The organism is Aliidiomarina taiwanensis (assembly GCF_003987015.1).
Classification (GTDB): domain Bacteria; phylum Pseudomonadota; class Gammaproteobacteria; order Enterobacterales; family Alteromonadaceae; genus Aliidiomarina; species Aliidiomarina taiwanensis.
In genome coordinates this window covers 444,639-466,219 of record NZ_PIPQ01000002.1, presented here as the reverse complement: position 1 = coordinate 466,219, position 21,581 = coordinate 444,639, and the positions used below count along the sequence as shown (strand labels likewise).

26 protein-coding genes are annotated in these 21,581 nt (G+C 53.0%); 2 read left to right on the top strand and 24 right to left on the bottom strand.

Features of this window, described 5'->3' with window-relative positions; genetic code table 11:
- Positions 1-5: 5 nt before the first annotated feature.
- Genes CWE15_RS06565 through ccmA form a run of 7 tightly spaced genes read right to left on the bottom strand, consistent with a single transcriptional unit; the run spans position 6 to position 5,288 of the window.
- Entirely contained in the window at positions 6-554 is a 549-nt protein-coding gene (locus CWE15_RS06565) for a DsbE family thiol:disulfide interchange protein (RefSeq protein WP_126757276.1), read from the bottom strand.
- Entirely contained in the window at positions 551-2,515 is a 1,965-nt protein-coding gene (locus CWE15_RS06560) for a heme lyase CcmF/NrfE family subunit (protein WP_126757275.1), read from the bottom strand. The genes CWE15_RS06565 and CWE15_RS06560 overlap by 4 nt, the downstream gene beginning before the upstream one ends.
- Positions 2,512-3,012, bottom strand: coding sequence for a cytochrome c maturation protein CcmE (ccmE, locus tag CWE15_RS06555; protein WP_126757274.1), 501 nt, complete (start codon positions 3,010-3,012; stop codon positions 2,512-2,514). Before ccmE ends, CWE15_RS06560 begins: the two co-directional genes overlap by 4 nt.
- 9 nt (positions 3,013-3,021) lie before the next feature.
- On the bottom strand, positions 3,022-3,225 hold the full coding sequence (gene ccmD / locus CWE15_RS06550; protein WP_126757273.1) for a heme exporter protein CcmD: 204 nt from the start codon (positions 3,223-3,225) through the stop codon (positions 3,022-3,024).
- On the bottom strand, positions 3,225-3,980 hold the full coding sequence (locus tag CWE15_RS06545) for a heme ABC transporter permease (RefSeq protein WP_126757272.1): 756 nt from the start codon (positions 3,978-3,980) through the stop codon (positions 3,225-3,227). Before CWE15_RS06545 ends, ccmD begins: the two co-directional genes overlap by 1 nt.
- Before the next feature lies 1 nt (position 3,981).
- On the bottom strand, positions 3,982-4,668 hold the full coding sequence (ccmB, locus tag CWE15_RS06540) for a heme exporter protein CcmB (RefSeq protein WP_198674982.1): 687 nt from the start codon (positions 4,666-4,668) through the stop codon (positions 3,982-3,984).
- Positions 4,665-5,288: a cytochrome c biogenesis heme-transporting ATPase CcmA gene (gene ccmA / locus CWE15_RS06535; RefSeq protein ID WP_126757313.1), complete on the bottom strand. Its 624-nt coding sequence runs from the start codon at positions 5,286-5,288 to the stop codon at positions 4,665-4,667. Before ccmA ends, ccmB begins: the two co-directional genes overlap by 4 nt.
- Positions 5,289-5,388: 100 nt before the next feature.
- Between ccmA and fliK the strand changes: the two genes are divergently transcribed.
- Positions 5,389-6,414 carry a flagellar hook-length control protein FliK gene (fliK, locus tag CWE15_RS06530; protein ID WP_126757271.1) on the top strand — a complete coding sequence of 342 codons (1,026 nt, stop codon included), beginning with the start codon at positions 5,389-5,391 and terminating at the stop codon, positions 6,412-6,414.
- Positions 6,411-6,656, top strand: coding sequence for an EscU/YscU/HrcU family type III secretion system export apparatus switch protein (locus tag CWE15_RS06525; RefSeq protein ID WP_126757270.1), 246 nt, complete (start codon positions 6,411-6,413; stop codon positions 6,654-6,656). The genes fliK and CWE15_RS06525 overlap by 4 nt, the downstream gene beginning before the upstream one ends.
- A gap of 16 nt (positions 6,657-6,672) precedes the next feature.
- Here CWE15_RS06525 and CWE15_RS06520 read toward each other — a convergent pair whose 3' ends face one another.
- The 17 genes from CWE15_RS06520 to ispH form a co-directional block, all read right to left on the bottom strand.
- Positions 6,673-7,161 carry a DUF2802 domain-containing protein gene (locus CWE15_RS06520; RefSeq protein ID WP_126757269.1) on the bottom strand — a complete coding sequence of 163 codons (489 nt, stop codon included), beginning with the start codon at positions 7,159-7,161 and terminating at the stop codon, positions 6,673-6,675.
- Between the two features lie 9 nt (positions 7,162-7,170).
- A complete protein-coding gene (locus CWE15_RS06515) occupies positions 7,171-7,674 on the bottom strand; it encodes a chemotaxis protein CheW (RefSeq protein ID WP_126757268.1) in 504 nt (167 codons plus the stop codon).
- 2 nt (positions 7,675-7,676) lie between these two features.
- Positions 7,677-8,384, bottom strand: a complete 708-nt coding sequence (locus tag CWE15_RS06510) for a chemotaxis protein CheW (protein WP_126757267.1) — start codon at positions 8,382-8,384, stop codon at positions 7,677-7,679.
- A 3-nt stretch (positions 8,385-8,387) separates the two neighbouring features.
- Positions 8,388-9,173: a ParA family protein gene (locus tag CWE15_RS06505; RefSeq protein ID WP_126757266.1), complete on the bottom strand. Its 786-nt coding sequence runs from the start codon at positions 9,171-9,173 to the stop codon at positions 8,388-8,390.
- An 8-nt stretch (positions 9,174-9,181) separates the two neighbouring features.
- Positions 9,182-10,243 (bottom strand): protein-glutamate methylesterase/protein-glutamine glutaminase, encoded by a 1,062-nt coding sequence (locus CWE15_RS06500; protein ID WP_126757265.1) that lies wholly within the window; start codon positions 10,241-10,243, stop codon positions 9,182-9,184.
- Positions 10,244-10,251: 8 nt separating this feature from the next.
- Positions 10,252-12,390, bottom strand: coding sequence for a chemotaxis protein CheA (locus CWE15_RS06495; protein WP_126757264.1), 2,139 nt, complete (start codon positions 12,388-12,390; stop codon positions 10,252-10,254).
- Between the two features lie 11 nt (positions 12,391-12,401).
- Complete coding sequence (locus tag CWE15_RS06490) at positions 12,402-13,151, bottom strand: protein phosphatase CheZ (RefSeq protein ID WP_126757263.1); 750 nt, start codon at positions 13,149-13,151, stop codon at positions 12,402-12,404.
- 19 nt (positions 13,152-13,170) lie between these two features.
- Positions 13,171-13,554, bottom strand: coding sequence for a chemotaxis response regulator CheY (cheY, locus tag CWE15_RS06485; RefSeq protein WP_126757262.1), 384 nt, complete (start codon positions 13,552-13,554; stop codon positions 13,171-13,173).
- A gap of 38 nt (positions 13,555-13,592) precedes the next feature.
- Positions 13,593-14,318 carry an RNA polymerase sigma factor FliA gene (locus CWE15_RS06480; RefSeq protein WP_126757261.1) on the bottom strand — a complete coding sequence of 242 codons (726 nt, stop codon included), beginning with the start codon at positions 14,316-14,318 and terminating at the stop codon, positions 13,593-13,595.
- The gene (locus CWE15_RS06475) at positions 14,311-15,153 is read right to left on the bottom strand and encodes a MinD/ParA family protein (RefSeq protein WP_198674981.1); all 843 of its coding nucleotides are present in this window, start codon (positions 15,151-15,153) and stop codon (positions 14,311-14,313) included. Before CWE15_RS06475 ends, CWE15_RS06480 begins: the two co-directional genes overlap by 8 nt.
- 82 nt (positions 15,154-15,235) lie before the next feature.
- Positions 15,236-16,642 carry a flagellar biosynthesis GTPase FlhF gene (gene flhF, locus CWE15_RS06470; RefSeq protein WP_126757260.1) on the bottom strand — a complete coding sequence of 469 codons (1,407 nt, stop codon included), beginning with the start codon at positions 16,640-16,642 and terminating at the stop codon, positions 15,236-15,238.
- 34 nt (positions 16,643-16,676) lie between these two features.
- Complete coding sequence (gene flhA / locus CWE15_RS06465) at positions 16,677-18,779, bottom strand: flagellar biosynthesis protein FlhA (protein ID WP_126757259.1); 2,103 nt, start codon at positions 18,777-18,779, stop codon at positions 16,677-16,679.
- 105 nt (positions 18,780-18,884) lie between these two features.
- On the bottom strand, positions 18,885-19,214 hold the full coding sequence (locus CWE15_RS06460) for a hypothetical protein (RefSeq protein WP_126757258.1): 330 nt from the start codon (positions 19,212-19,214) through the stop codon (positions 18,885-18,887).
- Between the two features lies 1 nt (position 19,215).
- Positions 19,216-19,617 (bottom strand): hypothetical protein, encoded by a 402-nt coding sequence (locus CWE15_RS06455; protein WP_126757257.1) that lies wholly within the window; start codon positions 19,615-19,617, stop codon positions 19,216-19,218.
- Positions 19,605-20,066: a hypothetical protein gene (locus CWE15_RS06450; protein WP_126757256.1), complete on the bottom strand. Its 462-nt coding sequence runs from the start codon at positions 20,064-20,066 to the stop codon at positions 19,605-19,607. The genes CWE15_RS06455 and CWE15_RS06450 overlap by 13 nt, the downstream gene beginning before the upstream one ends.
- The gene (locus tag CWE15_RS06445) at positions 20,060-20,557 is read right to left on the bottom strand and encodes a prepilin-type N-terminal cleavage/methylation domain-containing protein (protein ID WP_126757255.1); all 498 of its coding nucleotides are present in this window, start codon (positions 20,555-20,557) and stop codon (positions 20,060-20,062) included. Before CWE15_RS06445 ends, CWE15_RS06450 begins: the two co-directional genes overlap by 7 nt.
- A gap of 72 nt (positions 20,558-20,629) precedes the next feature.
- Complete coding sequence (gene ispH / locus CWE15_RS06440) at positions 20,630-21,580, bottom strand: 4-hydroxy-3-methylbut-2-enyl diphosphate reductase (protein ID WP_126757254.1); 951 nt, start codon at positions 21,578-21,580, stop codon at positions 20,630-20,632.
- Position 21,581: the final 1 nt, after the last annotated feature.

Sequence of the window (21,581 nt, the reverse complement as noted above, 5' to 3'; positions counted from 1 at the left end):
CCCATTTATTGCTCGAACAAACTGTAATAGATAGGCCCGACCGTTTCGTGCCAGACCCGTTCATTTAGGTCGCCCACATGGCGGTAGCGAATAATGCCTTGGGCGTCGACTACAAAGGTTTCCGGAGCACCATACACGCCTAGGTCCAACGTAAGCAGGCCACTTTGGTCGAATAAATTAATCTGGTACGGGTCGCCCAACTGTTGCAGCCAATTCACGGCTGCAGCGCGGCTGTCGTCTTTATAGTTGAGCCCAATAATGTAAATGTCTTCTTCCGCTAGGAGTTGGTTTAAGAAGGAATGCTCTTGATAACAGGTGGGACACCAAGTAGCCCACACGTTAATGAGCATGGGCTTGCCACCGACAATGCTTTGGGTGTGGCTGCGGTCGGGGTTGTATAAGTCCGGTAGCTCAAAGTTGGGCACAGGTTTGCCCACTAAAGCCGAGTCGAGTTTGGTGGGGTCGGAAAACAAACCGCCCACCAAAAAGCCACCCAGCACCACAAACAGAAGCAGCGGGCTTAAAAATAACATGAGCCGGAGTTTGCTGTTCATAGGCTGGCCTCCTGCAATGTTTGTTGCTTGCGTTTCAGGCGGTAACGTTTGTCGGTCATGGACAAGAGCCCACCAATGGCCATTAACACGCCGCCGAACCAGATCCAACGCACGAAGGGCTTCACTTGAATGCGCACGGCCCAACTACCGTCGCTGAGTTGTTCCCCCATGGCGATATATAAGTCGCGCAGTGGGTTTACTTGCAGCCCGGTTTGGGTTTGCACTTGGCGCTGTATGGTGTACATGCGCTTTTCGCTGACCACGCTGCCAATGACCTTGCCGTTGCGAGCAATTTCAAAGGTGGCGGCGTCGCTTACCCAGTTCGAGCCTTCCCGGTGGTTTAAATGCTTAAAGGTAAAGCTGTAAGGCGCTTGCACAAAGGTGTCGCCTTCGGCCATGCGCACGGTGCGCTCTACTTCATAGTTTTGCACCAGGGCAATACCGATAATAACCACGGCAAAGCCCACATGACCAAACACCATGCCCCAGTGGCTACGCCCCAGTTTCACCAGTGCCGGTAGTTTTTGTTCGCGGCTGGCAATGCGTAAGCGCAGCTCTTGCACTGTGGTGATGGCAATCCACGCGGCCATAATTAACCCGATAACGGCTAAGCCTGCCACGTAGTCGGCAAAAATAACTGGCAGGGCTATGCCAATGGCCACGGCGAGTACCAGAGCCAAGAATAATGGCTTAGCTAATTCGGCCATTTTTTGACGGCGCCAGCGCACCATGGGGGCAATACCAATGACCACCACAAAAGGAATAATGAGCCAGAAAAACACCGAGTTAAAGAAAGGTTCACCAATGGACACGGAGCCTAAACCAAGCTGCTGGTGTACTAGGGGTAATAAGGTGCCCACCAACACCACCACAGTGGCGGTAACAAGCAGCACGTTGTTAATCAGCAGCATGACTTCCCGTGAAAACAACTCATAGCGGGTATGACTGACTACTTTCGAAGCCCGTAAGGCATACAACACCAAGGAGCCGATAATCACCACGGCTAAGAAACCGAGTAAGAACAGTCCGCGTTTTGGATCGGCGGCAAAGGAATGCACCGACACCAACACGCCGGAGCGCACCAAGAAGGTGCCGAGCAAGCTTAAGCTAAAGCCGGAAATGGCTAGCAGCACAGTCCACGACTTAAAGGTACCGCGCTTTTCGGTAACCGCCAGCGAGTGAATCAGGGCGGTGGCAATGAGCCACGGCATAAAGCTGGCGTTTTCCACTGGGTCCCAGAACCACCAGCCGCCCCAACCGAGTTCGTAGTAAGCCCACCAACTGCCCACCATAATACCCAAGGTCAGGAAAATCCACGCGGCTAAGGTCCAGGGGCGCGACCACCGGGCCCAGGCGGAGTCGAGCCGACCACCTAATAAGGCGGCGATGGCAAAGGAAAAAGCCACAGACAAGCCCACATAGCCAAAGTACAAGAGCGGCGGGTGAATGATCATGCCGGGGTCTTGTAGCAGTGGGTTCATATCGCGGCCGTCAATGGGGATGAGCGGCAAGGTGCGATCGAAGGGGTTCGAGGTAAGCAACATAAATAGGTAGAAGCCCACACCGATGATTCCCATAACAGCCAACACGCGGGCAGCAAAGGTCAGGGGCAAACGGGTGGAGTATAAGGCTAAGGCCGCAGCCCAGCCGGCTTGCACCAGCATCCACAACAAGAAGGACCCTTCATGGGAGCCCCACACGGCGGTAATGCGGTAGTACCAAGGCAGCAGCGTGCTGGAGTTATTGGCCACATAGACAATGGAAAAGTCACCCGTGAGAAAGCCTGTGGTAAGTGCTATGTAGGAAATGGCGGTAAAAATGAACATGCCATAGGTGAGCGGACGCGCCAACGCCATGTAACCGCCGTGCCCGCGGTACGCCCCGACCATAGGAACAATGGCCAACAGTAACGAGAAAGCAAAGGCCAGCGCTAGCGAAAAATGACCGATTTCAGCGATCATAATGCGCCTCCATTGCCGGCGTTATTGTATTTTTGCTGCGACGGCGGCACATGCTCGATGCCTTTAAGTTCTTTCGCAAGCCCCGGCGGCATGTATTCTTCGTCGTGGCGGGCCAAGACTTCTGTGGCCACAATGCGGTTGGGCTCGACCAGCGTGCCCTGGGCCACAATGCCCTGCCCTTCGCGGAATAAGTCGGGCAGAACGCCTTCGTATTCCACAATGACTTCTGCTTCGCCACTGCCCACCAAATGAAAAGCCACGTACAGGCTTTCGTCGTTGCGCACCACGGAGCCGGGAACCACCAGCCCGCCCACACGCAAGCGTTGGCCAATTTCTGGCAGGGTTTTCTCAGCCCCTTTGCCTTCCACTATTTCCGTGGGGGTGTAAAACAAGTCGATGTTTTGCGACAGGGCGTACAGCATTAACCCGGTGGCGATAGCAACGGCCCCGACAATACTTAAGGTAATGGTGAGTCGTTTTTTACGTCTTGGATTCATGGTTATGTTCTACTGCGTTGAAGCGCGTTTAGCGCGCTGAATGCGTTGTGCTCGTGCTTGTTGGGCTTGAGCTTCTCGTTTTAAAGTGCGGCGTACCCACTTGGCCTCGATCGCCAGCGCACCTAAGCCAATAAAGGTGACCAACATGGAAGACCAAACGTACATGCCATAGCCGCCCATGGCAATGAAGCTACTAAAACTGTCGAACTGCATTAGTGCTTCTCCTCTAATAATTCTGCCTGTGCCCAGGGCCTGCGTACTTCCCGCTTCAGAATTTCATTGTTTAAACGCAGAAGCACCAGGGCGCTGGCGACCAGCATAAAGGCGAAAATACATACCACTAAGGGCCACAGCATTTCCGGAGCCATGCTGGGCTTTTCCAAGCGGGTAATGGCTTTACTAATGGTGGACTGCTGATGCAGGGTGTTCCACCAGTAGACGGAGTAGTGAATGATAGGGATATTCACAGTCCCAATAAGGGTGAGAATGCCGGCTGCTTTCGCGCCGGTACGTTCGTCTTCAAAGGCGGCGTACAAGGCCAGAACGCCTAAGTACAAGAAGAACAAAATAAGCTGAGCGGTGAGGCGTGCGTCCCATTCCCACCAAGTACCCCACATGGGCTTGCCCCAGACAGCGCCGGTGAATAAGGAAATAAAGGTGAGCACAGCCCCTATGGGTGCAATGGCCAGAATGGCCCATTCCGCCGTACGTATTTGCCACACCACAGCGCTTAAGGCGGCGATGGCCATGCCCATATAAAAGCCCATGGACCAGAATGCAGCTGGTACGTGCACAAAAATAATGCGGTAACTTTCCCCTTGCTGATAGTCAGCGGGGGCAAACAAGAGAGCCCAGACCATGCCAATAACTAATAACAGAATGCCAGGCACAGCAAACCAGGGCAGTAATTTTTGGTTCAGCCGATAGGTTGCTTCCGGCTTTGCATAAGGGTGTAACCAACGCCACATATTAATTTACACTCACTCGTAAAGCTGCATGCACAGCATAAGGTGATAAAACAACGGCCAACACAGTGATGGCACCCATTAGTGCTAACGGCCCAGCCGGTGACAAACCATTGGCTGCCGTTTCAACAGCGGCCGTTGCGAAAATAAGTAATGGAATTAACAAAGGCAATAGTAACAAACTCAGCAGCGCTCCGCCTTTATTTAAACTCACAGTTAAGGCCACGCCCACAGCGCCAATACTACTTAATACGGGCGTACCCAGTAAAAGACTCAACCACAAAGCACCCCAGGCTTCGCCGGGTAAGTTTAATAGCAAGGCCAATAAGGGCGCAAGCACCAGTAAAGGCACGGCGGTCAGTAACCAATGCACGGCTATTTTGGCTAATACAGCCCATTCCACTGCCAGTGGCATTAGCAGCATTTGTTCTAAGGCGCCGTCACGAAAGTCGTCGCGAAATAAACGCTCTAAGCCCAGTAAGGCGGACAACAGCGCCGACACCCAAATAACGCCGGGGGCGATGCGGGCGAGCATATTCATTTCGGGGCCAACCCCTAGCGGGAACAAGGTCACCACCACCAATAAAAAGATAATGGGGTTGAGTAAGTCGCTGCGCTGTCGCATGGCCACACGCAGGTCGCGCTGTATGAGCGCTTTCATGTGCGTACGAATAGAAACTGCCGGTGTCATTCGAATTGGTACTCCAACGCCAAAGTATGCACCTGCACAGGTAAGTCGTTCAAGGCTTGGTGCGAGGTCAAAATAACGGCGCCGCCACTGGCTAAATGTTGCTGAAACCTTTGATGCAATAAGTCGATGCCGGACACATCCAGTGAGGTGAAGGGCTCGTCGAGAATCCACAGGCTGGCAGAGTTTAACCACAGGCGGGCTAAGGCAATACGTCGCTGCTGCCCGGCAGACAAGCGCTGAGCGGGAATGTCTTCTAAGCCGACTAAGCCCAGCTGTTCTAATAATTCATAGGGCGGTGCCGTTAATGGGTGGCCTTGGATGGCCGCATAGAACTCGAGGTTTTCAATAGCCGTCAGTTCGGGTTTAATGCCGGCTTTATGGCCAATAAACAGCAGTTCACTATGGTATTGGCTGCTGACGTCGGCAATAGACTGGCCGCGAAAATGCACCTGCCCTGCTTGGGCGGGTAATAGCCCAGCGAGAATGCGAAGGAAGCTTGACTTGCCGGCGCCATTTGGGCCTTGCACCTGCCATAGCTGGCCCGGCTCAACAGCTAAGTTGAGGCCATTGAACAGGGTTCGTTCGCCACGGACAGATACTACACCATTCGCCTCTAACAACACGCTGAGTGCCTCTTGGGTTAACTACTTTAGATGAAGTGCATATTAACACGAAATACCTACCTGTTGCGACCGTTCAAAATGCGGGTATAGTGCTGTTATGGACAAACTTTCAAGCGGACAAGCGCAGGCCCTTTTGCGGCAGCTATTGCAAGCACCGCCGAGTAGCTTGCTAACCACGGGGGCTGCGGCGGCAACCACCACGGGAAGCTATAGCCCAAGTGCAGCTGCGGGCCATTCTTTGGCATCGAGCCTGTCCTTGCAACTCCCGCCGGCCTTGCGGCAAATAGTGGCTCAGGCACAAACACCTACGGCCCTGCTGCACAGCCTACTGGCATTGAAAGACAACACGGATTTACCGCCGCAATTGCGCGCGCATATTCAGGCCCTGGTGCAGCAAGCTTCCTCAGCCGCAGAGCAGCCAAAGGTGACTCCGGCTTTGGTCAGTGCTTGGTTTCGTTTGAATCCGGCCGCGGCTTTATTGCAAGCGCCACAGGCGCAAACCACTCAAAGCCCAGGCGCTGGTTTATGGCTACAGCAAGCCCTGCCCTTATTGCTGCTGATGCTGCGGCCACACGCCGGACAAGGCCGTTTAGGCAGCCTACTAACCCAGGCGTTCACTCAGTTATTTGGGCAAGCGCCGAATGCGACGACTTTAGCCGCCTTGAGCCCCATGCTGCGGGACTTGCAAGGTGCTCTGCAGCATGTGCGGCTTAGCCAAGTGGTGTATGCGGATTCTTCCGCCCGCAATGAGCCTGATTATTACTTAACCCTGCCCTGGCAAGTGGGCGAAGAAAAGCGCACCTTGGAGCTTTTACTCAAGCGCCGCCAACAGCAAACGAAAGAGCAGCAAGACGCCCGCGATATTTGGCTGCTGTCCATGCGCTTGCAGCTGACCCGGATTGGGCCTATTTTGGCGCGGGTGCGCTGGAACGGAGAGCAAGCCAGCATTATGCTCTACACGGACAACGACGCGGCCAGCCGTTGGCTAAGCAGCAAAACCGCGCGGCTGCAACAACAGTTGGTGGCCAATGAAGTGCAGGTGCATAACCTAGAGGTACAGACGGGCCGTATTCCCGCTACTCTGGCACCTGAGCCAAACCAGCTGGTACGGGTGCGCGTATGAAAAAAGCGATTGGCTTAAAATACGACGGCACGGATGCGCCCAAAGTGGTGTCGCGTGGCTTTGAAGAGCTGGCGGAGGAAATTATTGCTGCGGCGAAAGACGCAGGTGTTCTGGTGCATGAAGACCCAGAGCTGGCCAACTTTTTAGCCAAGCTGGATGTTGGGGAAGAAATACCCCGCGAAGTCTATGTGATTATTGCGGAGCTTATTTCGTTTGCCACCTGGTTAAACTTAAAAGCGTAACCAGGGGCAACGGCTTTTATTTTTTATACAGGTTATACAAAAGTTCAGCTTCGGCGCGCGGCAACTCACAGGCTTCCATAACTTCTTCCAAAGTCGCCCCCTGCTGCACTAAGCGTGCGGCACGCTGATAAAACTTACTTTCTAAGTCTTGTTCTGCCACTTCTTGAATGGCATTTTGCTGTTCGCTTAATTGTTGCTTCACGTGCTCAGCAAAATTGGCTTGCTGCTGCTCTAACTGAGTCTGAGCTTCTGCCACACGGCGTTGCAGTTGCTGTTCGAGAGTCCCGTTAAATTGGGCCTGTTCCAGTTTCAGTTGGTCGAGTTCGTCAGCCAGGGCTTGCAGCTGGCTGGCCGACACCCCTTCCCCTCGTATTTTTTCGAAAAGCTGGAGTAGCTTGGTTTGATCGTCGCGGCTACGCAAGGTGGCAATAAGCACCACCAATACGCCCACCAACGCTGCTGAACTTAAACTGAAGGGCAGCCAAAAAAGGATGAGTTCATTCATTATCGCCTACTATATTTGTGAGACTTCGTCCCATTCATCGTCGGTTAGAAGTTTGTTTAAGTCCACCAGGATAAGCAGTTCATTGTCGCGGTTACTCACTCCTTGAATAAAGCGTGCGCTTTCTTCCGTGCCCACGTTCGGTGCACTGTCAATGTCTGAGCTGCGCAAGTACACCACCTCGGCCACACTGTCCACCAGAATACCAATAACCTGTTGGTCCGATTCGATAATAACAATACGGGTGCTGTCACTGACTGCCGCTGGCTCGAGGCCAAAGCGGGCGCGCGTGTCGATAACAGTGACCACGTTACCACGCAGGTTAATAATACCGATAACGTATTCAGGGGCACCGGGTACAGGCGCAATTTCACTGTACCGCAGCACTTCTTGTACCTGCATGACGTTAATTCCATAGGTTTCTTCAGCCAGTTGGAAGGTGACCCACTGTAGAATAGGGTCTTCCGCGTCGCGGGCGGCTTCGTTGTTGGCCTGTTCACGGCTTGTTTTTGTCATTCTTAGCTCCCTACGCTGTTATCTAACCCTTGCTCGAGTAAAGCAATGAGTTCGTTTACATTTAATAAAGCACACATTTTGTCTTTTACAATACCTGCTAACCACGGGCGTTTACCAGCACTTGTGCGCCACTGCACTTCATTTGGGTGCAAAGCCGTGGTGGTTACCAGCTCTTCACAGGCTAGCCCCCAGTGGCTTTCGCCCAACATGACAAGGTATTGGTAGTCTAAATTTGCGGCCAATTCGTCTGTGTATTTTTCTGGCATGACCCAGCGGGCCGAGTCAACGACGTTTAGTTGCTCGGTCCGATGCGGCATGATGCCTAAATACCAAGGGGGCCTGCCAAATAAAGGCTTGGGCGTTTCCCAATTATGAATGCCGCCCAAGCTTTTTAATGGCACGGCGAGGTTTAAGCCGGCCACACGAAAGAACAAGGCTTGGAAGGGTTCTTGTTGGAACTCGTCCATGTCGGTTTTGAGTTCTTCGGCGTCGGGCAGTGCCGTTTTAACGTACGGCAATGCCGTACCTACGGGATCGGGTGCCGGTTCCACAGGGGCAGGTGCCGGTTCCGCGGGGGCCTCCTGTGGTGTGGCAAGTAAGCGTTCTAAGGGCGCGCGGGTTAGGGTGTCCAGCTGGCTTGGCTGCTCTTCTTCTAACAGGGCGCTGAGGTATTCGCGCATAGCGCGATCACTGGTTGAATGCTGGCTCATACGTTAATGTCCCCCGCGCTGGCTGAGGGTGAGTAAATGCTGTAATAACTGCTGGTACGCCACCACACCCCGCGCATTGGGCGCGTGAAGCGAAGGCGGTGTATGGGCGGCACTGGCGTCGCGAAACTTGGTGTCGATGGGGATCATACCTGTCCACACTTTCGAACCATGCTGGGCTAATAAACTTTTGTATGCTTCAAGGGACGCCCGGGTACGTCTGTCGTACATGGTGGGCACCACGGTCACCTGATGGTGTTTCTTGAGGGAATTTTGCACCAAGGTCAGGGTTTGCAGCATACGTTCGAGCCCTTTTAACGCCAAGGCTTCCGTTTGTACCGGCACCACCACTTGCTGGCAAGCCGCTAAGGCATTCACCATAAGTACGCCTAATACGGGAGGTACGTCGATAAGCACTGTGTCGTATTCTTTTTGCAGCATGTCCAAACCGCGTTTTAATACCAGCCCCATACCGCTGCGGCTGCCTAGCTTGCGGTCGAGGGTGGCCAGAGCCATGGTCGAAGGCAGCACATGGATGCCCTCGAATGCCGTGGGCTGAATCGCTTGGGTAAGCAGATTTTTGCTGAGCTCAGCGCCAGCGAGCAAAACATTGTAGGCGCTGTGCTGAATGCTTTCCGAGTCGATATTGAAGTAATAGGTTAAAGAGGCATGGGGGTCGAGGTCGATAAGTAAGACCTTTTGTTGACGCTCAGCCAGCAAACCACCCAGAGCGATGGTACTGGTGGTTTTGCCAACGCCCCCTTTTTGGTTTGCGACTGTCCATATATTCATAGCCTGTCCTATTTACAATCGAACGCACGCAGAATATGCCGTGAAATGTCGGGCAGGGCCAAGTCACGCTCGGCTAAACCTGCACTGGCCACAGCTTGTGGCATGCCATACACCACGGAGGTGTCTTTGTCTTGTGCCCAAATAGTCGCGCCCCGGCCCTTTAACATACGGCAGCCTTCGCGGCCGTCGGCCCCCATGCCTGTGAGTACCAGTGCGAGGACGTCACCGCCATAAATGCGGGCGACGGAGCCAAAGGTGAGGTCGACGCTGGGCTTATAAGTGAGCTTTTCGCTGTCGTCTTCACGGATTTGCAGCTTGGCCGAGCCTGGCCGACCCGCCACCAGCATTTGTTTGCCACCCGGCGCTAAATACGCCTTGCCTGGCTCCAATACGTCACCGTCTTCCGCTTCTTTGACGTCGATGGCACACAGACCATTCAAGCGATTGGCAAAGGCCCCGGTAAACGCTGCCGGCATGTGCTGTACCAGTACAATGGGCACAGGGAAATGCTTCGGTAAGCTGGTGAGTATTTTTTGCAATGCCACGGGCCCCCCTGTGGAGGTGCCAATAGCGAGTAATTTATAGTTGCCTGCTTTTACCGTGTCGCTGGCTGCCGAAGCCGGCTTTGCTGCTGGCATAGGTTTGAGTGCTGCAGCTCTTGCTACGGCACTTGGTTTACGGGCAATTTGCACCACCCGCTGCTGAAGCACCCGACTTGCGTCAGATCGGCTGCGGGCTATGTCTTCAAATTTCTTCGGCAGAAAGTCCACAGCACCCGCGTCGAGGGCGTCTAACGTGGCTTTGGCCCCTTCGTGAGTCAGCGAGCTGAACATTAAAATAGGAATGGGACGTTCAGCCATAATGCGACGTACGGCGCTAATGCCGTCGAGCACGGGCATTTCAATGTCCATGGTAATCACGTCAGGCTGGAGCTTGCGTGCCTTGGCAATCGCGTCTTCGCCGTCACGGGCTTGGCCTATTACTTCAATATGGGGAGATTCATTTAGAATCTCGGTGACGCGACGACGAAAGAAGCTCGAGTCGTCGACCACTAATACCTTGACTGTCATGTTTTCCTTTACCGATTTACGTAGCGTTTGGCGTACTGCTTTAACAGACTCGGGGTGTCGAGAATTAAGGCAATACCGCCGTCACTGGTAATGGTAGCGCCTGCCATACCTGGCGTGCCTTGGAGCATACGATCCAGTGGTTTAATTACGACTTCTTCTTGGCCCACCAAAGCGTCTACCACAAAGCCCACATACTGGGTACCAAGGGTGACCACGACCACATGGCCCGCGGCTGGGTCGAAATTCTCTGGTTGGGTGCGATTTAGCCATTTATTGAGGTAGAACAACGGGATGGCTTTTTCCCGAACAATCATAGTGAGCTGGCCGTCGACCCGGTTGGTCAGCTTGGTGTCCATGTTAATAATTTCACTGACGGACGCCAGCGGTAAGGCGAAGGACTGTGTCCCCACGCGCACCATTAAGGTAGGCAGTATGGCTAAGGTAAGGGGCACTTTAATTTCTAAACGAGTGCCTTTACCTAGCTGCGATTCGATACGAACAGAGCCATTGAGCTGGTTAATTTTAGTTTTTACCACGTCCATGCCCACACCGCGGCCGGACACGTCGGAAATAACTTCTTTAGTAGAAAAGCCCGCAGCAAAGATCAGGTTGTAGGCTTCTTCGTCGCTCATACGGGCGGCGTTTTCTGGGTCTAGAATACCGCGACCAATGGCGATATTTTTTAGTTTTTCCGGGTCCATACCGGCGCCATCGTCTTCAATGGATAGCAAAATATGGTCCCCTTCTTGGGACGCAGACAGCTTTACCAAGCCAGTACGCGGTTTCCCCGCTTTTTCACGAACGTCAGGCATTTCTATACCGTGGTCCACGGAGTTCCGCACCAAGTGCACGAGCGGGTCGGCCAGGGCTTCCACCAGGTTTTTGTCTAAGTCGGTGTCTTCGCCTTCAAGCTCGAGGGTAATTTCTTTTTTCAGGTTTCGGGCCATGTCGCGCACCACCCGTGGGAAACGGCCGAACACCTTGCGTATAGGCTGCATGCGGGTTTGCATGACCGAGCCTTGCAAGTCACCGGTTACCACGTCTAAGTTGGCGATGGCTTTACCGAGCTCTTCGTCGTTGGTGTTGCTGTTGAGCAGTAATAAACGGTTCCGCACCAGCACCAGTTCGCCCACCATGTTCATAATTTCGTCGAGGCGTCGTGTGTCTACCCGTACTGTGGTTTCAGCCGGTGGTGCTCCTCGGCCTGCAGCGCTTGGCTTTTTACTTGGGGCTTTGGCTTTCGGCGCTGGCTGGGCTTTCGGCGCTTGCTTCGGCTCGGGCTTCGGTTCTGGTTTTGACTCTGTTTTTGGTTCTGGTTTGGGCTCTGGTTTTGGTTCCGGCTTGGCAGCAATTGGCTTTGGTGCGTCATTACCATGCAACGCGTCGAGCAGGGCTTCAAATTCGTCATCGCTCATTTCGTCGTTGCTTGCAGACGGCTGTGGCTCTGGCTGTGGCTCTGTTTTTGCTGGTGCAGACTTAGCCCCTTGCAATTCGTCCAGCAAGGCTTCGAATTCGTCGTCGGTCATTTCGTCGCTGTCGCTGCTGTTTGGCGATGGCTCCGAGGGCGTTGGGGCTGCTGGCTCTGGCTTTGCGACAGTGGCCGGCCCATGCAGCTCGTCGAGTAAGGACTCGAATTCATCGTCGGTCATTTCGTCGATACCGCCTGCGGAGCTGGGCGCTTGCTCTTGTTCTGGCTCAGGCGCTGGTGCTTCTGCTTCTGCTTCGGGCTCTGTGCTGGCTGTATCTGGCAAAGCGTCGCCTGGCTTGCTGAGTTCCTCTAAAGCGGCCAATAATTCAGGGTCGGCTGCGGTCATGTCTTCTCGGGCTTGTACCGCGGCGAATTGATCATTAATGGTGTCTAAGGCCTGTAAAATGACATCCATCAGCTCGGGGGTAACTTGGCGGCCGCCATTGCGTAAAGTGTCGAATACGTTTTCAGCACCATGGCAGGTGTCTACTAAGGCGTCGAGGGAAAGAAAACCAGCACCGCCTTTCACCGTATGGAAACCACGGAATATGGCGTTTAATAAGTCGCTGTTATCTGGATCGTTCTCCAGCTCTACGAGTTGCCCAGAGAGCTGCTCTAAGATTTCTCCTGCTTCGATTAAAAAATCTTGTAGGATATCTTCGTCTACATCAAAACTCATTCTAGCAGCTCCTAAAACCCTAAACTCGACAGTAAGTCGTCTACGTCTGTTTGTCCGCTGACCACATCGTCCCGTGCTTCTGGGTCTATGATGGGGCCTTCGACACCTGTTATTTTCTTCTTATTCTTGCTATCGGCATCTGTTGCGGCTGCTTTATCAGTATCTTCACCAAACAGGGTGAGCAGGGAAACCAATTGCCCTTCAACCTCTTGCACTAAGTCGATGACGCGACGAATAACCTGACCTGTTAGGTCTTGGAAGTCTTGTGCCATAAGCACTTCGGTTAACTGCCCATGCAGTTTTTCACTATGACTGGAAGCGCGCTGTAAAAAGCCGTCGACTTGGTGGCACAACTCTTTAAACTCACTGAGTTCTAAGTTTCGTTGCATGAGCCTTTCCCAAGTTGGCCGCATGGCCGCTACCTCGGTGGCCATTTCCTCCACGAGGGGGAGAGAGCCCTCGACTGCGTCCATGGTCCGGTTGGCAGCGTCTTCTGTACGTTGAATGACGTATTCCAGCCGGTTTTGCGCATCGGGTAATTCATCGGCGGTTAGCTTGGCAAGACGAGGGTCTTCTAAAAAGGCCTGGAGGGAGTCGTGCAATTGTCTTGTCAGCTTGCCAATGGAGTCGAACAGCTCACCCTGCTCGACTTTGGCGATGTCTTGCACCAACTTGTCGGCTTCGGCTTGCAGCCCTGTTTCCAGCAACCGCACGAGCAGTTTTGCTTGTTCCAGTGTGACCTGACCAACCGAAGGCGCCATGTGCTACGTCCCTATATGTTTAACCTAAACGCTCAAACACTTTGTCGAGCTTTTCTTTTAATGTCGCTGCAGTAAAAGGCTTCACAATGTAGCCGTTTACGCCTGCTTGTGCTGCTTCAATAATTTGGTCGCGCTTGGCTTCCGCGGTCACCATTAACACAGGAATATGGCTCAAGCTTTCATCGGCACGAATAGCACGCAGCAAGTCGATGCCTTGCATTCCCGGCATATTCCAGTCGGTAATAACAAAGTCAAACTCGCCGTTTTGCAACATAGGCAAGGCGGTGGTGCCATCGTCGGCTTCCGACACGTTCTGCATGCCCAAGTCGCGAAGCAAGTTTTTGATAATGCGTCTCATTGTGGAGAAGTCGTCCACAACAAGTATTTTCATGTTTTTATCCAAAGTACCCTCCGGTGAGGTAAAGACCTAAATAAATACTATTACTCTGTCCAGCTGCGCATGCGACCCTTCAGACGCACCATAGCTTGACTGTGAATTTGGCTGACACGTGACTCGCTCACATCGAGTATTTGTCCTATTTCCTTTAGGTTCAGCTCTTCGTCGTAATATAACGAAAGCACCAAGCTCTCACGCTCGGGTAAGCCACGTATTGCTTCTGTTAGTGCACGTTGAAACGCGCTTTGCTCTACATCTGCAAAGGGTTCGTCGTGCGAGGTGTCTTGCGTACCGGCCACAATAACGTCGTCGGACACGCCTAAGTCTTCGATGCCGATTATACGACCTGATGAAACATCATTCAAAATATGATGGTATTCCGACAGACTCATGTCGAGCTTGTCTGCTACCTCTTGGTCGCGGGCGTCGCGACCGGTTTCGTTTTCCACTTCGCGAATGGCATTGGCAATAAGGCGGCTGTTGCGGTGGACTGAGCGCGGGGCCCAGTCGCCACGGCGTATTTCGTCGAGCATAGCGCCACGAATACGAATGCCAGCAAAGGTTTCAAAGCTTGCGCCCTTGCCTGTTTCGAAGTTTTTTGAGGCTTCCAGTAAGCCTATCATGCCCGCTTGAATTAAGTCGTCTACTTGTACACTGGCTGGAAGGCGCGCCACCATGTGGTGGGCAATGCGCTTCACCAAGTTGGTGTGCTGCTCGACAATTTGTTGCTGCTGACGCGCTTCTGAGGCATAGGCTGCCACTTTATTCATTCGTAGCCTCCTGTTCCACTGTCGGCTGGGCTACCAGCTGTTCAATAAAGAATTCTAAATGGCCGCCCGCATGGGCTGGAATGGGCCAGTTTGCGGCCCGCTTGCCTAAGGCTTTTAATGCTAAGGAGCCGGGCGAGCGTGGGTACGCTTGCACTAACAGCTCTTGACGGCGGACGGCTTTGCGTAAGTTCTCGTCGTAAGGAATAATGGCAGCAAGCTCTAGGGCCACGTCGAGGAAGCGGTCTGTCACCTTGGTGAGTTTATTAAACAGCACCTGGCCTTCTCGCATGGTGCGCACCATATTCGCTACAATTTTAAAGCGAAACACATTGTGTTCTCGGCTTAATACTTTAATGAGGGCATAGGCGTCGGTAATGGATGTAGGTTCGTCGCAAACCACCACCACCACGTCTTGCGAGGCACGGGCAAAACTAAGCACCATATTGGAAATTCCCGCCGCAGTGTCCACAATGAGCACGTCGAAGGGAGTGCGCATGTTGCTAAAGGCTTGGATAAGCCCTGCATGCTCTTGTGGAGATAGCTCGACCATAGAGCGTGTACCCGAGGTGGACGGCACAATATAAATGCCTTTCGGGCCTTCCACTAAAATGTCGTCAAGGCTGCACTCGCCCGACAACACATGAGATAAATTCTTTTCAACACGCAGGCCTAAAATAACGTCTACATTCGCCAACCCTAAGTCAGCGTCGAGCACCAGCACCCGCTTACCTTGCTCGGCCATGGCCAGCGCCATATTTAGCGACACGTTGGTTTTGCCAACGCCGCCTTTGCCACCTGTCACTGCAATTACTTTTATCTGGTTTGCTTTCATCATTCGCCTTAAACCGCTCGCTTGATCCTTCACTACCGAATTCCTACACCCTTAGTTTACACCAGTTGCAAAATTTTATTTCTTATTATGCATACGCAAGGTTGGTTTCGGCAGCAAATGAATGCTCAGATGCTGTGGCAGACGCCATTTCTTCAGCTCGAGCCATTAAGTCGCCCGCATCTGCAATTTTGATGTCTTCGGGTACGCGTTGCCCATCTGTAAGATAACTGATTGGCAATGAATTTTGAATGCTAACACTTAAAGACTCACCAATACTTAGACATTCGTCAATTTTTGTGAAAATACAGCCACTCAAAGGCAACTTTTTAAAACGACGTACGATTTCTTCTTGTACCGCACCTTGGGCTGTAGCGGCAAGCACTAAATACGGACGAATGCGTAAACGGGTATTGCGCATGAGGGCTTCTAGTTGGTCTGTAAGACGCATGTCGCGCTGGCTCATGCCCGCCGTGTCAATCAGTACCAACTTGCGTTGACGGAGCTGGGCTAGCACCGCGTTGAGTTCGTCGGCGTCTTTGGCGACCTTCACTGTACAACCAATAATACGGCCATAGGTTTGCAACTGTTCAGACGCGGCAATACGATAAGTGTCTGTGGTGATCATGGCAACACTGTCGGGGCCATGACGGCGCGCAAAGCGAGCTGCCAGTTTGGCCACAGTGGTGGTTTTACCCACACCCGTTGGGCCAACTAAAGCCACCACACCGCCTTGCTGCAATATGTCGTTGCTGGTGGTTTGCAGTTGGTTTTGCATCAGGTTTAAAGCTTGTTCCCAGGCTTCGTTTTTGGGCACACTTTCTGGGATAAAGCAGGAAATTTGGTCAGCGATTTGGGCGGAAAAGCCGAGGCTTTTAATTTTGTTCATAAGTAAGGCACGCATGGGTTCGCGGCGGGCAACCTCTTGCTCCATCAGGCCTGACACTTGGTGCTCGAGCAAGGCACGAATAGCGGCCATGTCGTCGCGCATGGTTTGAATTTGCGTGTCTTGGTTCGACAAACGCGCCGCTACTTCGGCGTCGTTTAAAATATGGGTTTCAGGCACATGCTGCCCCGCGACCTGAGCCATGGGCTCTTGCAAACTTGCAGCTTGTGTTTCCGCCGCTACCTGTGGTTGGTGGACTGGCTCGGCCATGGTGTGCATGGGCGCAGGTTGCACCGGCGCTTGCGGTTGTGACTGAGGAGCAGCGGCAGGCTCTTGCTGCTGACGCTCGAGCAGCGCTTGGAGCGAGTCGGCGATGGCCTGCTGCTTTTCTGCCCCACCGGTCAGTTCTTCTGCTGGGGTGACAGTATTTTGACGACCGGCACTCGGCGCCGCAGGCTGCGGTGCACTTTCTGGGTCGTAGGCGGCCACTAATTCAATACCACCCGACACGGTTTTGTTCGACATAATGACTGCGTCTGGCCCTAAGGTGCGCTTCACCTCATTTAATGCTGACCGCATATCTTTTGCAAAAAAACGTTTTATTTTCATATTGCACTCTCCGCCAAGCTAGCTCAGCTGCCCATTACTGACCGATTGAGCTGACGATTCTAATTTGTTTGTCGTCCGGTACTTCCTGATACGACAACACGTGTAGTCCGTGCAGGGTGTTGCGGGTGAACCGCGACAAGGTATTACGTAACATACCTGAGGTAAGCAAGACGGATGGTTGTCCGTTCATTTCTTGCTGTTGGTGCGCTTCTTTTAAACTGGTTTGTAAGCGCTCTGCCAACCCAGGCTCTATGCCTGCCCCTTCATTTCCTGCCATCTGTAGAGACTGATGCAACATCTGTTCCAACTCTGGCGCCAATGTTATGACAGGGAGTTCCTCCATACCGCCAGCGGCTTCTTGCACAATTAAGCGGCGCAGGGCAATACGGACTGCTGAGGTGAGCACGTCTGGGTCTTGGCTCTTGCCACCGTATTCCGCCAAGGTTTGCACTATGGTGCGGAAGTCGCGGACAGGCACGCCCTCTTCCAAGAGATTTTGCAGGACTTTGGCAATAATCGACAAGCTGAGTACATCGGGTACAAGGCCTTCAACTAACTTAGGTTGCTGTTTCGCCAACAAGTCCAGTAACTGTTGAGTTTCTTCGTGGCCCACCAGCTGTGCGGCGTTGTTCGTTAGTATTTGACTAACATGGGTGGCGACCACGGTGGCTGCGTCCACCACGGTATAGCCCAAGGTTTGTGCGTGTTCACGGTCTTCTTTCTTAATCCAAATAGCGTCGAGGCCAAAGGCTGGGTCTTTCGTGGCTTCCCCTTGAAGTTCGCCAAACACTTGCCCTGGGTTAATCGCCAACTCCCAGTCGGGGCGTATGTCGGCTTCGCCAAAGGTCACACCCAGTAAAGTAATACGGTATTGGTTAGGGCCTAAGTCGAGGTTGTCGCGAATATGCACCGAAGGAACCAAAAAGCCCAGCTCTTGCGACATTTTCTTACGCACGCCTTTAATACGCGCCAGCAATTCGCCGCCTTGGTTTTTATCTACCATAGGAATTAAGCGATAGCCCACTTCCAAGCCAATGGTGTCCACTTGATGCACGTCGTCCCAGCTGATCTCTTTGCTTTCGTGGGCTTGGTGTTGTGCCGCCATTTCAGTACTTTCACGAACCAAGGTGCCTTCTTTTTCGTCCTTCGCTTGGCGTAAGCGCCAGTAGGCAATACCTAAACATAGGCCTGCCATACTTAAAAAAGCTAGGTGCGGCATGCCTGGCACAATACCCATAACAAACAAAATAGAGCCGACAATAATCATGATGCGCGGATTGCCCGACAGCACCTTGTTCATTTGCTCGCCTAAGTCTTTGTCGGCGTTTTCACGGGTAATAATAATGGCCGTTGCCACTGACAGTAACAGCGAAGGAATTTGTGCTACGAGGCCGTCACCAATACTTAAGGTGGTATACACTTCCGCGGCTTGGCCAAAGCCGAGGCCGTGTTGGAACATACCAATTAAAATACCGCCAACAATATTAATGGCGAGGATAAGCAAACCAGCGATGGCGTCGCCTTTTACAAATTTACTGGCACCGTCCATGGAGCCGTAGAAGTCGGCTTCTCGGGTAACGTCTTCGCGTTTTTCTTTGGCTTCTTCTTGGGTAATCAGGCCTGCGTTTAAGTCTGCGTCTATGGCCATTTGCTTACCCGGCATAGCGTCGAGGGTAAAGCGTGCGGTTACCTCTGAAATTCGGCCCGCACCCTTGGTAATAACCACAAAGTTAATAATGATAAGAATTAAGAAAACCACCATACCCACGGTGTAGTTGCCGCCAATCACCACAGAGCCGAAGGCTTCGATAACTTGCCCTGCCGCGTCGGTGCCGTCTTGCCCGTTTAGCAGTACCACGCGGGTTGAAGCGATATTCAACGCCAAGCGAAAGACGGTCGCGATTAACAAAATAGCGGGGAAGGCTGCGAACTCTAAGGGCCTGCGGGTGTACACGGCCACCAACAGCACCATCATGGACAGGGTAATATTAAAGCTAAACAGAATATCGAGCAGGATGGGCGGCATGGGCAGCACGACCATGGCCAAAATAGCTAGCACACCAATAGGCGTACCAATGCCAACTAAATGACTTTTATAGTTATTGTAAAACCCCTGCAAGGCGGCGAGTTGTTGCATGTGGCTGCGCTTCCTGTGTTTAGCTGCTGTGTAACGTGCCATATTCCCGACACATCACTCTTTTCACAGGGAGTTAATTCAAGAAACATACCAAGATGCAAAAGCCTACTTTTCTTCACAGCCGGACGCTTGCTGGCCCTTCCCTTGCCAAGTGCCATGCCAAAGCACCGGACCAGCAAACCCCTGAAACTGCAGCTGCCAAGTAAATTGAGTTGGACTGCTAGCGTGGCTGTATAGATGGGCTTGCCCTAAGTTTGCTTGGCCTGCGCTGGGGGCCTGCTGCCACTGGGCCAGTAGTTGGAGGGCGTCGGCCCGGGCTTGTTGCACCTGTTGCTGCTTTTGGTATAGCTGAGCTTGGTGCAGCCAGGTCTGATGCAAACCTAACACGCCCAGCACGCCGATATTCATAGCTAATACAATATCTGTCAGGGTCATGCTACTCCCAGAGCTGGCCACAGCCCGCTTCCGCCCAGTAGTGTCGGCGGCGCTCTAAGCGCGTGCCAGCACGCCCTTCGAGTATCAGCTCCACCTGATAACAGCCCGGCTTTTGGTCTGGGCAAAGGCTCTCCTGCAGCGCCAACGACACCTGAATGGCGCTGGGCAATTGCCACGCCGCCTGCCATTGCTCTGTGTCCTTGTGCCCTTGCTCAAGCATTACGCCTGCGTGTCGTAAAATACTGCGGGCGTACACCTGCAATTCTGCCTGATGGGTGTCGTACACGGTTGCTTGCAGTTGCTGTTGCTGCACTTGCGCCCCATGCAATAAAGCCAAGGTACTGATACTGAGCAAGGCCAACACGCCCACTAAAACACTGCCTTTTTCCGTTAGTGTGGCCATGGCAAGCAGGCCTCGTGGTTCGGTTGTCCTTTCAAGCTGGCCGTAAGGCACAATTGCTGCTGGTGCAATGTTAACTTGCTCATACGCACTTGGCTTGGATCGGTTAATGCTTGCCAGCCAGGCGTGTTGCAACTGGCATCGGTGGGTCGCCATTGTAAGGCACCTGATTTGACCCGCACCCCCACGTCGCCATAGAGCAAACAATGCGCTTGAGCCTGGTACTGCCAGTCGCTGGGGTTGTCGACGAGGGTGTTCTGTACGTCGCGCCAAAGCCAATGCAACCAATGATGCACAGCTTGTACCGCCGCTTGCTTGGCTTGGTGTCTTTTCAAGCTGTTATGAAAATGCAGATGCCAGCTGACGAGGGCGCTGCCAAATAAAGCGGCCAAGGCACTGGCCAACACCAGTTCCACCAAGGTAAAACCTGTCGTTGGTTTTCTTCTCAACATAAAGGGACCCCACTTAGTAAGCGGTCACTTTCGCACAGGCGCACTCGCCCCAGGGAACTCACCACCACGGCAGCTTCGTGGGTGGCAAACTTGTGGTGTTGTATTCGGATGCTGCCTGCGCCAAAACCCGACAGGCCTCGGCCTGCCATAAAGCGCAACTGCTTGCCTTGGGTAAATTGGGCTTGCCAGCTGATTTCTGGAGGAGCCCTATACACCCCGTGGTGTTGGCAGTTGCCTTGGCTACTGGTGGCGAGCCAAATACAGTCTGGCTCGACGCTTAACCAATAGTCTTGGTGGTGTCGCTGGGCGAAGGCTTGTGCCTGCTTCACTGCTGCCGCAACAGCACTGACACTGTGGCCATATTGTAAGCGCCAACGCCACTGCACCCAGGTGTTCACACTGATGCTGGCGAACACCGTCAGTAAGCCTATGACCATAAGCAGTTCGAGCAAGGTGAAGCCTGCGCCCCACTTGAGGTGATGTCTACGCATAAAAAAAGCCCTACCAATGATGGAAGGGCTTAGTATGGAAAACGGACTGCTTCGCTGCCAGACAATTAGCTGTTAGCCTACGTTTTGAACCCGTAGCTCTGGTGGAATCGAGAAGGTGACGTTTTCTTTGCGACCTTCACGCTCGTCAATTTCCGTGTCGCTTCCAAACCATTCTCGAATACGCTCGATAACCTGCTGTACCAGTATTTCTGGTGCAGACGCCCCAGCGGTTACGCCTACGGTAGTGGCGCCTTCTAACCAGCTGCGGTCTATGCCGTCGGCGTTGTCGATGAGGTAAGCACGAGGGCCTATCTTTTCAGCCAGCTCGCGTAACCGGTTACTGTTGGAGCTGTTTTTAGCTCCCACCACCAGCATGACATCGGCTTCGCTGGCCAGTTCACGCACAGCGTCTTGACGGTTTTGCGTGGCGTAGCAAATGTCGTCTTTCCGTGGGCCCTGAATATTTGGAAAGCGTTCACGCAAGGCGTCAATAATTTCTGCGGTGTCGTCTACGGACAAGGTGGTTTGGCTCATGTAGTGCAAGTCGTTAGGGTTGTTTACTTCTAACTTGGCCACGTCTTCCACGCTTTCTACCAAGTAAATACCCCCGGTTTCACTGGAGTATTGGCCCATGGTGCCTTCCACCTCTGGGTGACCTGAGTGGCCTATCAGCACGCATTCGTTGTTGCGACGGCTGGCACGGGTTACTTCCATATGAACTTTGGTCACCAATGGACAGGTGGCGTCGAATACTTTCAGGCCCCGCTCTTTAGCGGCCTCACGCACAGCACGCGACACGCCATGGGCACTAAAAATAACAATGCTGTCGTCGGGTACTTGATGTAATTCTTCCACAAACACAGCGCCACGCTCTTTTAAACCGTCCACTACGTGTTTGTTATGCACCACTTCATGACGCACATAAATAGGTGGCTCAAACAATTCCAGTGCTTGCTCTACGATAGTAATCGCACGATCGACACCAGCGCAGAAGCCGCGTGGGTTCGCCAATACAATTTTCATC

Coding starts and splice junctions, on each gene's coding strand:
- ispH (WP_126757254.1), bottom strand. CDS start 21,580: ATGAAAATTGTATTGGCGAACCCACGCGGCTTCTGCGCTGGTGTCGAT.
- CWE15_RS06545 (WP_126757272.1), bottom strand. CDS start 3,980: ATGTGGCGTTGGTTACACCCTTATGCAAAGCCGGAAGCAACCTATCGG.
- CWE15_RS06475 (WP_198674981.1), bottom strand. CDS start 15,153: ATGATGAAAGCAAACCAGATAAAAGTAATTGCAGTGACAGGTGGCAAA.
- fliK (WP_126757271.1), top strand. CDS start 5,389: ATGGACAAACTTTCAAGCGGACAAGCGCAGGCCCTTTTGCGGCAGCTA.
- flhF (WP_126757260.1), bottom strand. CDS start 16,642: ATGAAAATAAAACGTTTTTTTGCAAAAGATATGCGGTCAGCATTAAAT.
- CWE15_RS06520 (WP_126757269.1), bottom strand. CDS start 7,161: ATGAATGAACTCATCCTTTTTTGGCTGCCCTTCAGTTTAAGTTCAGCA.
- CWE15_RS06525 (WP_126757270.1), top strand. CDS start 6,411: ATGAAAAAAGCGATTGGCTTAAAATACGACGGCACGGATGCGCCCAAA.
- CWE15_RS06450 (WP_126757256.1), bottom strand. CDS start 20,066: ATGTTGAGAAGAAAACCAACGACAGGTTTTACCTTGGTGGAACTGGTG.
- CWE15_RS06480 (WP_126757261.1), bottom strand. CDS start 14,318: ATGAATAAAGTGGCAGCCTATGCCTCAGAAGCGCGTCAGCAGCAACAA.
- CWE15_RS06455 (WP_126757257.1), bottom strand. CDS start 19,617: ATGGCCACACTAACGGAAAAAGGCAGTGTTTTAGTGGGCGTGTTGGCC.
- CWE15_RS06495 (WP_126757264.1), bottom strand. CDS start 12,390: ATGAGTTTTGATGTAGACGAAGATATCCTACAAGATTTTTTAATCGAA.
- ccmB (WP_198674982.1), bottom strand. CDS start 4,668: ATGACACCGGCAGTTTCTATTCGTACGCACATGAAAGCGCTCATACAG.
- CWE15_RS06515 (WP_126757268.1), bottom strand. CDS start 7,674: ATGACAAAAACAAGCCGTGAACAGGCCAACAACGAAGCCGCCCGCGAC.
- CWE15_RS06505 (WP_126757266.1), bottom strand. CDS start 9,173: ATGAATATATGGACAGTCGCAAACCAAAAAGGGGGCGTTGGCAAAACC.
- CWE15_RS06510 (WP_126757267.1), bottom strand. CDS start 8,384: ATGAGCCAGCATTCAACCAGTGATCGCGCTATGCGCGAATACCTCAGC.
- CWE15_RS06490 (WP_126757263.1), bottom strand. CDS start 13,151: ATGGCGCCTTCGGTTGGTCAGGTCACACTGGAACAAGCAAAACTGCTC.
- CWE15_RS06560 (WP_126757275.1), bottom strand. CDS start 2,515: ATGATCGCTGAAATCGGTCATTTTTCGCTAGCGCTGGCCTTTGCTTTC.
- CWE15_RS06500 (WP_126757265.1), bottom strand. CDS start 10,243: ATGACAGTCAAGGTATTAGTGGTCGACGACTCGAGCTTCTTTCGTCGT.
- CWE15_RS06565 (WP_126757276.1), bottom strand. CDS start 554: ATGAACAGCAAACTCCGGCTCATGTTATTTTTAAGCCCGCTGCTTCTG.
- ccmD (WP_126757273.1), bottom strand. CDS start 3,225: ATGCAGTTCGACAGTTTTAGTAGCTTCATTGCCATGGGCGGCTATGGC.
- CWE15_RS06445 (WP_126757255.1), bottom strand. CDS start 20,557: ATGCGTAGACATCACCTCAAGTGGGGCGCAGGCTTCACCTTGCTCGAA.
- CWE15_RS06460 (WP_126757258.1), bottom strand. CDS start 19,214: ATGACCCTGACAGATATTGTATTAGCTATGAATATCGGCGTGCTGGGC.
- flhA (WP_126757259.1), bottom strand. CDS start 18,779: ATGCAACAACTCGCCGCCTTGCAGGGGTTTTACAATAACTATAAAAGT.
- ccmE (WP_126757274.1), bottom strand. CDS start 3,012: ATGAATCCAAGACGTAAAAAACGACTCACCATTACCTTAAGTATTGTC.